General features: G+C 37.8%; 14 protein-coding genes. All 14 read left to right on the top strand.

The window, feature by feature from the left end:
- The coding region (locus BACCELL_RS23140; protein WP_007214549.1) for a sialate O-acetylesterase at positions 1-475 on the top strand (475 nt) is incomplete at its 5' end.
- A 7-nt stretch (positions 476-482) separates the two neighbouring features.
- Complete coding sequence (locus BACCELL_RS23135; RefSeq protein ID WP_044154381.1) at positions 483-2,279, top strand: glycerophosphodiester phosphodiesterase family protein; 1,797 nt, start codon at positions 483-485, stop codon at positions 2,277-2,279.
- Positions 2,280-2,290: 11 nt separating this feature from the next.
- Positions 2,291-3,190 carry a glycerophosphodiester phosphodiesterase family protein gene (locus BACCELL_RS23130; protein ID WP_044154380.1) on the top strand — a complete coding sequence of 300 codons (900 nt, stop codon included), beginning with the start codon at positions 2,291-2,293 and terminating at the stop codon, positions 3,188-3,190.
- Positions 3,191-3,353: 163 nt separating this feature from the next.
- Positions 3,354-4,982 (top strand): glycerophosphodiester phosphodiesterase family protein, encoded by a 1,629-nt coding sequence (locus tag BACCELL_RS23125; RefSeq protein ID WP_007214546.1) that lies wholly within the window; start codon positions 3,354-3,356, stop codon positions 4,980-4,982.
- A 12-nt stretch (positions 4,983-4,994) separates the two neighbouring features.
- Positions 4,995-6,602, top strand: a complete 1,608-nt coding sequence (locus tag BACCELL_RS23120) for a glycerophosphodiester phosphodiesterase family protein (protein ID WP_007214545.1) — start codon at positions 4,995-4,997, stop codon at positions 6,600-6,602.
- Positions 6,603-6,613: 11 nt separating this feature from the next.
- Complete coding sequence (locus BACCELL_RS23115) at positions 6,614-7,312, top strand: hypothetical protein (RefSeq protein WP_007214544.1); 699 nt, start codon at positions 6,614-6,616, stop codon at positions 7,310-7,312.
- Between the two features lie 127 nt (positions 7,313-7,439).
- The gene (locus BACCELL_RS23110; protein WP_242577629.1) at positions 7,440-8,663 is read left to right on the top strand and encodes a hypothetical protein; all 1,224 of its coding nucleotides are present in this window, start codon (positions 7,440-7,442) and stop codon (positions 8,661-8,663) included.
- 11 nt (positions 8,664-8,674) lie between these two features.
- The gene (locus tag BACCELL_RS23105; RefSeq protein WP_007214542.1) at positions 8,675-9,847 is read left to right on the top strand and encodes a hypothetical protein; all 1,173 of its coding nucleotides are present in this window, start codon (positions 8,675-8,677) and stop codon (positions 9,845-9,847) included.
- Between the two features lie 93 nt (positions 9,848-9,940).
- Complete coding sequence (locus tag BACCELL_RS23100) at positions 9,941-11,290, top strand: MFS transporter (RefSeq protein WP_007214541.1); 1,350 nt, start codon at positions 9,941-9,943, stop codon at positions 11,288-11,290.
- A gap of 127 nt (positions 11,291-11,417) precedes the next feature.
- Complete coding sequence (locus BACCELL_RS23095) at positions 11,418-11,687, top strand: hypothetical protein (RefSeq protein ID WP_007214539.1); 270 nt, start codon at positions 11,418-11,420, stop codon at positions 11,685-11,687.
- A 53-nt stretch (positions 11,688-11,740) separates the two neighbouring features.
- Positions 11,741-12,583, top strand: coding sequence for an AraC family transcriptional regulator (locus tag BACCELL_RS23090; RefSeq protein ID WP_007214538.1), 843 nt, complete (start codon positions 11,741-11,743; stop codon positions 12,581-12,583).
- Between the two features lie 68 nt (positions 12,584-12,651).
- Positions 12,652-12,858 carry a hypothetical protein gene (locus tag BACCELL_RS27700; protein ID WP_007214537.1) on the top strand — a complete coding sequence of 69 codons (207 nt, stop codon included), beginning with the start codon at positions 12,652-12,654 and terminating at the stop codon, positions 12,856-12,858.
- Between the two features lie 341 nt (positions 12,859-13,199).
- Complete coding sequence (locus BACCELL_RS27025) at positions 13,200-13,373, top strand: hypothetical protein (RefSeq protein ID WP_007214535.1); 174 nt, start codon at positions 13,200-13,202, stop codon at positions 13,371-13,373.
- A gap of 76 nt (positions 13,374-13,449) precedes the next feature.
- Positions 13,450-13,878, top strand: coding sequence for a DUF5053 domain-containing protein (locus BACCELL_RS23085; protein ID WP_007214534.1), 429 nt, complete (start codon positions 13,450-13,452; stop codon positions 13,876-13,878).
- Positions 13,879-13,941 lie beyond the last annotated feature (63 nt).

Raw genomic sequence — 13,941 nt, 5'->3', positions numbered from 1 at the left:
AGAAGAATATCAGGATACTATTTTTATAGTCGTCAACGCAAGAGGTGGAACGTCTTTGGAGAGATTTATGAAGAATGATTCCACTGGTTACTATGAGAGTACGATTTCTCGTATTAAACAGGCTTTAAAAAAATACCCGGACTTAGAATTAGGAGCTATTATTTGGCATCAAGGAGAATCAAATCGAGACTATTATAAAGATTATATAGTACACCTGAGAACTTTGATAAAGGATTATAGGGCAGATTTGAATCTGCCGGATTTACCATTCATTGCCGGAGAGATGGGAAGATGGAATCCAACTTATACTAATATAGTTAAACAGATAGCAATGATTCCGGATAGCATTGATAAGGCTTATTTGATTTCTTCCGAAGGACTGGGAAATATTGATGAGTTTCATTTTGATTCTAACTCGCAGGAAATATTAGGCAATAGATATGCAGAGAAGTATATTGAAATTTCAACAAAATGATTATCCAATGAAAAGATTAAAGATTTTAATAGGTTTATTATTTATATGCTTGGGTACTTTCTCTCAAACGAGGGTGGATAGTATACGTGATCGATTGTTTAATCCTAACGATAGGAGTATTCTAGTTGCATCTCATCGGGGAGATTGGCGTAATGCTTGCGAAAATTCTCTTGAAGCTATTGAGAATGCAATAAAAATGGGAGTTGATATTGTTGAGGTAGATTTGGCTCGTACAAAAGATGGGCAATTGATTTTAATGCATGATAGTAAATTAGATCGTACCACTACAGGAAAAGGATTAATTAGTGAACATACTTTGGCTGAAATAAAGAATTTACGTCTAAGAAATGGTTGTCATATAAAGACGATATATAAAGTACCAACATTGGAAGAAGCACTTTTGGTGGCTAAGGGTAGGGTTATGCTTAATTTGGATAAGGCTTTTGATTATTTTGATCAGGTTTATGAATTATTGGAGAAGACTGGTACTGCGAATGTAGTTATCATGAAAAGCAATTCTCCTGCGGAAGAAGTAAAACGCACCTATGGTAAGTATTTGAACAAAGTAATATTCATGCCAAAAGTAAACTTGGATGAAGATGAGGCACTTCAGAAGTTAAATGACTATCTCCGGATACTAAATCCGGTAGCAATTGAATTTAAGTTTGCATCCGATTCAAATAAACTGCCTTATAAGGTGAAAGACATTATGAGTGGGAAAAGTCGTATCTGGTATAATACACTATGGGATACACATGCTGGAGGTCATGACGATGATTGTTCTTTAGTCAATCCGGATAATGGATATGGCTATTTAATAGATCATTTAGGAACTACGATTCTTCAAACTGATCGTCCTGCTTATCTGATTGATTATTTAAAAAAGAGAACTGTAAAGAAGAATATGGATTGTGATAGAGATTGGAGTTATCTGACTGAGGAGAATGAGTATCACTTAGCTGAGAGTCCGAATTTTGTAGTAGAGGAATATTTCTTGAAAGGTAAGAAGAATCCAGATAGCAATGAGGATGGTATACTTGTTACCCCTGATTTTGCTGCCGTAATAGATGGAGCAACGTCTAAGTCAGATTTTGAATTAGATGGAAAGAAGACAGGAAGGTTAGCGATGGAATTAGTTTTAGAAGCAATTCGGGATTTTCCGAAAGATATTGATGCTGAAGAAGCTATGAATCGCATAACAAATAGAATACATTCTTTTTATGTAAAACACAACTTGCTGGCTGATTTGGAAGAGCAACCAGGAAAACGTTTTACTGCTAATGGAGTGATTTATAGTTATGTGCGTAATGAGGTCTGGCAAGTAGGGGATTGCCAATGCATTGTAGGTCATTTATATTCTTCTAATGAAAAACCGATAGATGCTATTATGGCTAATACTCGTTCCGTAGTTAATGAAGTGGCTTTATTAAACGGGATGACAATGGAAGACCTTGAAAAAAAAGATCCGGGGCGTGCATTCATATATCCATTCCTTCAGCAGCAAGCGGTGTTACAGAATAATCCGAAGAAAGGACAACTTTATTCATTCCCAGTATTTGATGGATTTCCTATTCAGATGGAGCAAGTTAAAATATTCCCAGTTGGTGATGTCAGAGAAATTATCCTATCTTCAGACGGATATCCACATTTATTTTCTACGCTGAGGGACTCAGAATGTTATTTGATGAATATATTAGATAATGACCCACTTTGTATGCGATTGTACAAGAGTACTAAAGGAATAAAGAAAGGAAACTTCTCTTTTGATGATAGATCATATTTGAAAATTAGAATAAACAGATAAAAATGAAAGTTATGAAAAGATATATAATACTTGGTATATTATTTACTGTTATCGGAGTTTTGAACGCCCAAGATAAAATAGCCTCATTACGTAATAATCTGTTGCACGATGATACTCATTCTGTCTTAGTAGTCTCTCATCGTGCAGACTGGCGTAATGCTCCAGAAAATTCATTGCAAGCTATTAAGAATTGCATAGCAATGGGAGTCGATATGGTAGAGATTGATTTGAAGAAGACAAAAGATGGGCAACTTATTTTGTTGCATGATAAGACGATTGATCGTACTACTACCGGGAAGGGAAAACCTGAAGATTATACTTTGGCTGAGTTACGGCAATTTCGTTTACGTAATGGTGCTGGTCATAAGACGGACCATGTTATTCCGACATTTGAGGAAGTTATGACTCTTTGTAAAGGAAAGATTTTGGTGAATGTGGATAAAGGCTATGATTACTTCAAAGATGCATATGCTATTCTTGAGAAAACAGGTACTGTTCAACAGTGTATAATGAAAGCTGGTTTACCTTATGAACAGGTGAGAATGGAGAATGGTGGAGTACTGGAGAAAATGATTTTTATGCCTGTGATTAATCTGCATAAAGATGGTGCGGAAACTATTATTGATGGCTATATGAAGAATTTGAAACCTGTTGCCTATGAATTGGTCTTTGATAACGATGGAGAAGAAGTACAAAGATTAATAAAAAAAGTACGTGACAGTGGTGCTAAGGTTTTTATAAACTCGCTTTGGGCAGAATTATGCGGTGGACATTATGATGATCGGGCTGTTGAGCAAAATGAACCGGATGAAAGTTGGGGGTGGATCATTGGTCAGGGTGTTAAATTGATTCAGACGGATCGCCCACAACAATTATTGAAATACTTGAGAGAGAGAAAACTACATGATTAATTAAACGGCTGTAAATGAAAGGAGCAGAATAAAGCGGCTGATTTGCATCTATGAACAATTAATGTATAAGATATAGAGAGTATTTATACATTACCCTTATGTAATACCATGATTTTATGGTATTAATTACGTTTTATGTTGTTAGCTTTCTAAATTTAATAGTATGAAATTATTTGTGATTAAGGAATTTAGATGTTATTTCGTTTTTCTTTTTTTTATCCTTATTGGCAATAATGAAATACAAGCTAAAGAAGTTGAAGCAACTATAAGTTTACTGGAGTTATTTAACCCAAATATCAGTCTGGAAAATGGTATTAAGGGCACTGTAAATTCCGGAGGCAGGATTGATGTTAAGATTTATGATAAAACGACAAATACGTTGGTGTATCAGACCTTTATAACTTCTACCTCAACGCAATTTACGGGGCAATCAATAGACTACAGTAAAGCTCAATTGGGTGCTGGTGCCACCTATTATCCTAATACATGGAATAGTAAAGACATAAAAACTGCTTTAGGGTCAATTGACAGGAAAAGGTATGATTCTTCTACGACACGTCCATATCCGATGTTTAAAAGTAATGTTGACTTGAAAATACAGATAACGGAAACTAATGCTACAATGAATGTATGCAAAGTTCCTGGTTTGGGGCTTATTGATAGAAATGGAGGAAATGCTTTATTTGATCCTGCCCATTATTGTTACAATTTGAAAAATGCAGCAAGCTTTCCAACCCGAGCATGGATGCGTATGAAACAACCGAGGATGGATTTGAATGCTGATTTTTCAATAGCTACTCATCGAGGTGCCTGGGGAGATAATTTAGGAGCTGGGCTTCCTGAAAACTCAATTGCAGCTATAGCTGCTACTAAGAAGTATACGGATATATTGGAGTCTGATGTGATGACAACGAAAGATAAACGTTTGGTTATATCCCATGACTATAATTTAAAACGACTTTCGGATTATTCCGGATCAGACCGGGACTATTTGTTTGATATGAATCTAAGTCAGATTATCAATTTACATCTTAGAAAGAAAAATATGGAAGTATCTGAATACAAGTATTTAACATTTGAAGATCTGGTAGATGCACTTGTCAAATATCAGTTAGTCTTAACTGTTGATATCAAAGATGTGCGTGCCAGGTATAATAAAGATGGTACATGTATGGATAATTGTGACTATGATACGAAAACTCACGGTGACATAGCCAAGAAGAAAATTAAGGATAGTTTCATGGAAATCTTACGAGAATGTATTCGAATAGCTATGAGAAAAAATGCATTGGAGTATCTGGCCTTCAAAGTGAATTATTCGTATCAAGAAATTAGAGAATATATTTCAGCTGATACGTTGGCCAAGACTCTATTTATGCCTATTGTGCACCCAACGAGGACTGACTATCTGGAGTATATTGATGCTTGGATCACTCAAGGTGATAAAAAAGTAGTGGCATATCAAACTAATTTCCGAAGAACAGGAGATCGTTATCTTTCTCCATTTGACAGAGGAGGTGTTAGATATCAAAACTTGTTACATTATGTATATGCAAAAACGGGATTACGTCCCGGCATATATCCTGAAGAACCGGCAGGTCCGAAAGGAGTGGCTAATCGCTTCGGTGAATGGCTAATGAAAGATGCTAAGTCGGATATGCGGGGAGATCATTACTTCTTGATGAGCATACCTTATGGTAAGATCATGGTTTTGACTACGGATAGACCTGATATTTGCCTTAGAGTGAATCAGATATATAATTCAATGCCATCTAATACTGTTTCACCGTAAAATTATAAATATATGGATAATCAAAAGGTTATTTTGAAATTTGTATTATTTGTCCTTACTCTTTTCTTTTTCCTTCCTTTATATGCGTACCAGAAGGAAGTTGAGGCTGCTATGAGTTTAGCTGAACTTTTTCATCCGCATACAAGTACGGAAAGTGGAATAAAGGGAACAGTGAATTCCGGTGGAAAAATAGAGGTTACTGTGCGTGATAAAAATACGAATACTATTGTTTTTCAGATTGCAATCACGTCCACATCTACAGAATTCTCAGGGACAGGTACAAATTATAATAAGTCAGTTTTGGGAAGTGGGGCTACGTATTATCCCAATGTTTGGAATAGTAAAGACATAAAAACGGCATTGGGATCAATCGACAGGAAGAGATATGATTCATCTACCATTCGTCCTTATCCTATCTTTAAAAATGATATAACATTAAAGGTTCAGATAACAGAAACGAATGCAACAATGAGTGTATGTAAAATACCTGGGATTGGGATTGTGAACAGAGATGGAGGAAATGCATTGTTTGATTCACGACATTATTGTTATGATTTGAAGAATGCCGCTTCTTTACCCACAATTGTTTGGTCACGAATGAAGCAACCGGATATCTCGAAACCCATTGATTTGTCAATAGCAGCCCATAGGGGTATTTGGGGAGATAACTTAGGAGCTGGTAGTCCAGAAAACTCAATTGAGGCTATTCAGCGCACTAAGCAATTTACAGATATTTTGGAATCGGATATTATGATAACCAAAGACAAACAATTGGTTGTTTCTCATGATTATAATATGGATCGGTTATCTGACTATAGTGGGTCTGAAAGAGATTATTTATTCAACTTGAATGGCAATGTTTTGAATAATTTGCATTTGAGAAGAAGGAATATGCAGGTTTCTAATTTTAAATATTTAAAATTTGCCGATTTAGTTGATGCATTGGTTGCAAATGATTTAGTCTTAACAATTGATATTAAAGATATTATTGCGAGGATTAAAAATGGAGTTTGCATTGATAATTGTGACTATGATCCTAAAACACATGGTGAAGAAGCTAGAAGAAAGGTAAAAGAGAGCTGGATGAATATTTTTAAAGGATGTATAAGGATTGCAGCGAGTAAGCATGCTTTACAGTATATTGCCTTTAAAGTTCCTCATACTTATGATGAACTAAAAAAATATATGTCAGAAGATACTTTATCTCAAGTATTATTTATGCCGGTTATTCAACCGGGAAGACAGGATTATTTAGATTTTACAGACTCTTGGATCTCTCATGGCAGTGAGAGGGTGATAGCGTACGAAACTAATTTTAAGCCATCTACTGATCAAGCTTTGAAGCCTATAACACGTGCGGGAAAAACATATCAGAATTTTCTTCATTACGTATATGCTCGCACAGGTTTAAGGCCTGGATGTTATCCTGAAGAACCTATGGGACCTAAAGGGATAGTAAGTAGATGGGCTGACTGGAAAATTAAAGATTTAACTCAAGATATCAGAGGAGACCATTATCTGCTAATGACCATACCTTATGGAAAAATTATGGTACTTACTACAGATCGCCCTGATATTTGGAGAAGAATAACTGAAATTTACAACAATATTCCCCATTAATCTAATAGCCTATGAAAAGTTTTAAATTAAGGTTTTTGTTGTCTTTAGTCGGACTGATGACAATCGTAAATCTCTTCTCTCAGGATAAACATGATTATGCCACACCTTTGGGTAAAAGCGTATTCTATCGAGAGGTTAGAGATGCTAATAGGACAGTTTTAAGGATGAGTGAGGTAGGACCTATAACTTCAGGTACAGACGGATTGGTTCTTGTTTTTAATATGAAGCAAAACCTGAGTCAGATTACCCGTCCTTTGAAGTTAGTCTCTTTTAATAGCACCAGTGAAGAATCCAATTCTCATTTGGAAATTTATTATTATGCTGGAACTATAACCATCAGAAGAAAGACCTCTCCTAATTCGGCGTATTATTATGATTATAATCTGTATGATCCTATGTTTACGGTAGACCAGGGAGTTTCGCAATGGGAGGTACATTTGTATTTTACAGGTTCCTTCCTATGGATTGAAACAAGAGATACTCGTAAAATACTTAATAATAAATGGCATGCTCCAATCTTTTTTGGTATAAACTTGCCCAATATGAACTATATGGGTAATTATTTGGGACGCTCGTCATCGTCTTATATAATATTTGGTGATTTGAATCCTTCTACAACATTTACCATGCCTGATGAGATTGCTATCCATGAGTTTAAATACGCAGAGTTGAAAGATGAATTACAAACGCATTTTTGTGAAGATAATTGAAAGGAGAGTACTTATGAAAAATATCATGTTAATAGTAATCTTGTGGTTTTCAATTGATTCTTACTGTCAAGAGATTCCATTGCCACAAAGATGTTTTCCTTTAAATGGGACAAATACAGAGGACATAATGTCTGGGCAAGAAGCGGATGTTCATGCTACTGTTCATGCTTTGACAGATAGGTTTGGGATAAATGGAAAAGCCATATCTTTTGATAGGGAAGGTGGTTACTTTTATTTCCCGGTAATTGCAACCGATGAAAAAGAGTATGGGGAACTCACATTAACCTACTGGATGTATGCAGGCAAAGACTCCATTGCTCAAGCTTTTTGGGCAAAGGATAATGAAGATAATCTGTTATTGGGAATGAGAAAAAAGGGAAGGAGAGCAGTCTTGAATATCTATCATAAAGATCGGCATCAAAATGTGTTACCGGATCAACAGTGGATGTGGGAAGATTCTAGTTTTGGTGAGGGTGAAGGATGGTATTTTGTAGCAATAGCTTATTCTGAAAATGGTACTCATTTTTATATGGCTACTCCGGCGGGTAAGATGACCGAATGCTACTCTGCCTTTACTCCGGATTGGAATTTGGTATCATCGATATGTATCGGAACATTGGATGGGATACCGGCAGCCGGGATGGATGATTTTAAAGTTTATGATACGGCATTGTCTAAAGACCAAATTGCCATGTTATATCAATCGGAATCACAATTGGGTATGGGAGAAGAAACATTGGTCAATGTGGCTACAAATCTTTCTCTTGACTCTTCTGCGTGGTACTTCCATTGTGTAGGGTTGCATGAGTATGTTTTACAGAAAAAATCTGATATGTCTTTTTTAAATGCCGATGCCGGATATGCTTTGTCTATGGTTGCTGATGTTGATTCTGAACAGCAGAAATGGACACTCAATTTAGTGGAAGATATATCAAAAGGAACTGTTTTTACCATTGCTAATGTAGCAACCGGGTTGAATCTGGATAATGTGATGGAAGAGGTCATTCAGCAAGTGGCGGATAATTCGGATTCTCAAAAATGGTATATGGGGCAGTGGGAACGAAGCGGTCTGCTGAAAAGCAAAATAGAAAATATTGATGTGGCACCTTTGAAGGAAGAGATTTATTATGATAAGGATGCGGGAGTTGTCAGGATTCACATACTTTTCCCCGAATCGGAAAACGTGAAGATAAAACTGTTTAATTCTCAGGGGGCTTTAATCAATGAGTTGTATATGACTAGTGTACAGGATCTTGACAAGAATATCAGTTTGAAGGTCAATGGAATATATCTGGTACTGGTTGAATCGACTGATTATAGAATAAATAAAAAACTTTTTGTAAACTATTAAATTTTAAAAGAATGAAACGAATTATATTATCAGTAATAGTAATTATTGGCTTTTGGGGGACAGTAAATGCACAGACATATTATAATATGTGGAGTGGTGCAGGTTATGGCCGTTTGGACTGGGTAGCGAATATAGGAATGAGAACATATAATAACGTGACGGGTATTGACTTTACGACATCCGAAAAGTGCCGGGGATTTGTTAATCAGCATGGTCGATGGGGCTTTCTGAAACCTTCGACAACGTTCCTCCCTTTAAGCCTGAGTAATGTGATTGATGGAATTTCTAACTTGACATTGGGGGTAGAAGGATGGGTTTGCACGGAAGGAGTTTCTGTAAGGAAACTTTGGGATGGGGTTACTACTACTCTTGATCTTTTATCGGCTGATGGAACGTCTACCATCACTTCTAATGGTGATGAGCATGGATTATATATCCGATCCGCCATCGGGCATAAGATTTATCTGTATGATAAGATTTATTTTGATGATAAATACTGGACAAGTTTAGGACCCGGACGTAATAATGATCCAACCATCAATAATGCACATACTAAAATGATGCGTATCGGGAGTAATGGAGGAATAGGTATATGGGGAACATCGGGTGTTGAGGCAAATGACAATCCGCATTTTCACGTTTCGGGTACGGAAATCAAATCTATTGTTCCCATAGTTATAAAGAGAGAGAATGTTTCCTTGTTTTTGGGTGCGACGGCTGATCATAAAGATGGATGGATAGGTACAAATACCGCTCAAGGATTGCATTTGGGAGTGAACCAATCGTCTGTTGCATATTTTGGATTGGATAACAATATGTATGTCGGATTGGGAGATGAGGATCTGCAAAGGATCCGTCAGGAACTAAAGAGTAAATATAAACTATTTGTTGCTAAGGGTATTCTTTCTGAGGATTATAGTATAGCGCCCAAATCTTCTTGGGCTGATTTTGTCTTCAGTAAGGACTATAGTCTTCCTGAGATTTCAGAGGTGGCTGCTTTCATCCAGAAAAACAATCATCTTCCGGACGTCCCTTCTGCTAAACAAGTGGGCGAAGAGGGTTATTCTCAACATGATATGAACAAAATATTGTTGCAAAAAATAGAGGAACTTACTTTATATACCATTCAACAGCAAAAAGAAATTGAGACATTGAAAGCTCAACTTCAAGAATCGAATAAATAGGTATAGTATTTATATAATTGTTTGTTTATCAGGAGAAATCTTTTCATTGATTTCTCCTGATTAGTAATCTTATGCTTGAAAAAGATAGAAATAATGAATAAGATTGTCAGATTTTTTAGTGTCAGTCCGGTAAAGCCGTTGATAAGTGATAATGCCGGTGAGTTGAAGAAGAAGTATAAACGACTAAAATGGTCTACTTTCCTTGCGGCGACCTTTGGTTATGGAATGTATTATGTATGTCGCCTTAGTTTGAATGTAGTAAAGAAACCGATTGTAGACGAGGGTATATTTTCTGAAACAGAGTTGGGTATTATCGGTTCTGTGCTTTTCTTTACCTATGCAATCGGGAAATTTACAAATGGATTTCTCGCTGATCGTAGTAATATAAACCGTTTTATGACTACCGGTTTACTGGTTACTGCATTGGTTAATCTATGTTTGGGATTTACCAACTCATTTATCCTATTTGCCATTCTTTGGGGGATTAGTGGTTGGTTCCAATCTATGGGAGCTGCTTCATGTGTGGTGGGACTTTCCCGTTGGTTTAGTGATAAAGAGCGTGGATCTTTCTATGGATTTTGGTCTGCCAGCCATAACATAGGCGAGGCTTTGACTTTCATCATCGTTGCTTCTGTGGTTAGTGTTCTGGGATGGAGGTATGGTTTTCTGGGCGCAGGCCTCGTGGGGCTTATCGGAGCATTGATTATATGGCGGTTCCTTCATGATACTCCGCAAAGTGAAGGACTTCCGGCGGTGAATCAGCCGAAGGAGAAAAAAGAAATGAATGCTGCGGAAACTGCTGATTATAATAAAGCGCAAAAGCAGGTTTTGTTGATGCCTGCTATCTGGATATTGGCTCTGTCCAGTGCTTTTATGTATATCAGTCGTTATGCGGTGAATAGTTGGGGAGTGTTTTATCTGGAAGCGGAGAAGGGATATACCACTTTGGATGCCAGTTTTATTATTTCTATCAATTCGGTTTGCGGCATTGTTGGTACAGTCTTTTCCGGGTTTATATCGGATAAACTATTCGGAGGGCGTCGCAATGTGCCTGCATTGATTTTCGGATTGATGAATGTAGCTGCTTTGTGTCTGTTCCTCCTTGTTCCCGGTGTGCATACCTGGGTAGATGTGACGGCTATGATTTTGTTTGGAACAAGTATTGGTGTGTTACTGTGTTTCCTGGGCGGGCTAATGGCGGTTGACATTGCTCCGCGTAACGCTTCGGGTGCAGCACTGGGAGTAGTGGGGATTGCCAGTTACATAGGTGCCGGATTGCAGGACGTGATGAGTGGTGTGCTGATAGAAGGAAACAAAACGGTGGTGAATGGGGCGGATGTTTATGATTTTACGTATATCAATTGGTTTTGGATTGGGGCTGCAATATTATCAGTCTTGTTTGCATTATTGGTTTGGAATGCCCGAAATAAAGAGCCTGAATAGGTGTTATATAAATTAATAACATTAAAGATTATGGAAATTGAAGAATTGCGCGATGCACTGAAAATAGCCAGTGCTCACGAGTATGCTCTCGTTGAAGAGTTGTTGGTCTGTGTCGATAAAAAAAAGTTTGATTAAACAGATCAGGCAAACAGAGAAAAATGATACGCCTGTGAGGGTGGAGTATTACGGCAACCCGAAAGTCGTTGCCCGGGTTCTTGTGAAGTTGATAGAGCAAGGGAATCTGCGCTACAACGGTGAGGACAATTATTCACGGATCATCCGTACGCTGACTGCGGTGGTGGATGTGGTGAATGAATCGACGGGAAAGATAATGAGCGGGGAGTCTCTGGTATCGTATGTAAAGTGGATACGGGCGGGGGAGTTGCCGGAAGAATAAGGAGGAAAAGGCGGAGTAATCCGCCTTTTTGCTAACTTTGCAAAAAACATTGCATGGCAGATATTCCTCTACATAAAGCAGTTCAACAATCCGATTTCGGGATATTTGCAAAGGAAGTTTCTCCTTTTTCCCCGAACCGGCTGATCAATTACACGCACCGGGATAGTTACTATATATTCGGTATAGTGGAGAGTGGAACCTGTCGTATCGGTATTGATTTCAAAGATTGCGACTTGTCGGCAGGTAGCGTCATCTGCACCCAGCCGCATCAGGTGCATCGGATCGTTGATAAAGGGGATGCAAAGTCGTTTCTCTTATTCATCGACGGGGTATTTATAGATGCTCCGACCAAACATACCCTTGCCGAGTATGCCTTATCGCCGATACCATTTAAGATAAGCGATACGCAACGCACCGAATTGATTCAACTGTTTACTATGATTCTCCGCAGGATAGGCGAGCGGGAAAATGATGAATCGAAAACGGTTTTACAGAATCTGGCATGTACCGTTGTCGGGATCATAACGGATGCTGCCCGGAAAATAATTGGGCAGGAATCCAAAAACAGAAGGCACATTGAAATTACATTGGCTTTCAAAGAATTACTTTCTGCAAATGAGCAAATAAACAGAAATGTATCTCATTATGCAGAATCTTTGCACATTTCACCGGTGTATCTGAACGAGGTGGTTAAGAACGTTACAGGCGTGAGCGTAAGCAGATATATTCAAAATGAACTTATATTGCATGCCAAACGAATGTTGGTATATACCTCTCTGACTGTGCGGGAGATTTCCATTCATCTGGGGATAGATGATTATGCCTATTTCACACGGGTGTTCACAAAGGCGGTTGGCATAAGTCCCACTCTTTACCGGAAAAAACACCTCGAATAGTACAATCTTAACCTTACATAGTCTATTCTTCTATTTATCAATGCACTGTAACTTTGCAAACAAAAAAGATGAATAGGAACAGATTTATTTACTTCACGGATTTAATGTTGGTTCCCGTATTTATTTTATCATTCTACACGGGCGTCGAGTTGCATATTGCAGGACAAGGTGTCGATCATGAGAGTTGGCATATCTGGGCGATATTTCACACGAATGCCAGTCTGCTGTTTATGTATTGGGGATTACCATGTCAAGAGTCATTGGGCTTGGTATAAGGGGCTGAGAACGGTAGGGTGCAAAGGAAAAAGAAAAGCTGTGTTGCTGTTATCCATCGTTTTTCTGTTGGCTGTTGTTTCGGGGATCTTACTGGTGTGTTTCGTTGATGGTGCAAACTCTTCGCTGGGGTTGTGGCATTATAGAATCGGTATTTTTGTAAGTGTTTTGGGGGTACTTCATATATTGAAGAGGAAAAGGGGGCTGTATAAGGGGGTGAGGAGGCATGTGTTATAGTTCTTTATGGTAAGTTTTCTCTGATAATGATTTTTTTATCGGAGAAGTTTTGTGGTTGATAATAATTTCTTTATCTTTGTTGTGTCAATCAAGAAGAGCTCTTTGAATGGCTGATGAAGAAGCGCTAAAAGCGCGGGAAATTGAACTTCTAGAAAATCTCAATTTCTTCCTTATGAACTATCATCGTCTCATTGCAAACGGTTATAGGAAAAAGGTATTGGATGATGAAATTAAGCTTATTCAGTTAGAACTGGATAAAATTAAAGAAGTCCTCCGATAGAAAGAAAGTCCACCGGGGTAGCTGCCGGTGGGCTTATCTTCATTAAAGTTAGATTGTTGATTTAAACAGTTATAGTATGGATGTAAAAAAGGAATATTTCAGACTGAAGGAACTGTGGATAAAATCAAGTAGTTCCGAGCGTGATGAAGCAGAACGTAAGCTGAATGCATTCTTCGAATCTCTTGGTGAAGAAGAAAAAGAGTTGGTTAATGCAGCTGTTGCAGAGGACTTTGCCCATGTCCATAAAATTATTGATGAGAGTAAAGAACTTCGTGAGCGTATCGAAGTTCGCAAGCAGTTGGAAGGGGTGCTTCCTTTTATTTCAGTTTCAGAATTTGCAAAACGATACTTTGGCAAATCTGCCTCATGGTTACATCAACGGATTAATGGGAATGCTGTACATGGGAAAGTAGCTACATTTACCCCAACTGAGCTGACTACTTTGGCTAATGCATTGAAGGATGTGGCTGGTAAGTTAACGCATGCTGCTTCAGCTTTTGTGTGACAATAAAGAAGTTATTAAAAAAGCGGCGAAAGATTTGAAAAACATGACGGTGTTTTTCAAATC

It is taken from the genome of Bacteroides cellulosilyticus DSM 14838 (assembly GCF_000158035.1).
GTDB lineage: Bacteria > Bacteroidota > Bacteroidia > Bacteroidales > Bacteroidaceae > Bacteroides > Bacteroides cellulosilyticus.
The sequence above is the reverse complement of the archived record's forward strand: the minus strand, read 5'-3'. Positions and strand labels throughout refer to the sequence as shown.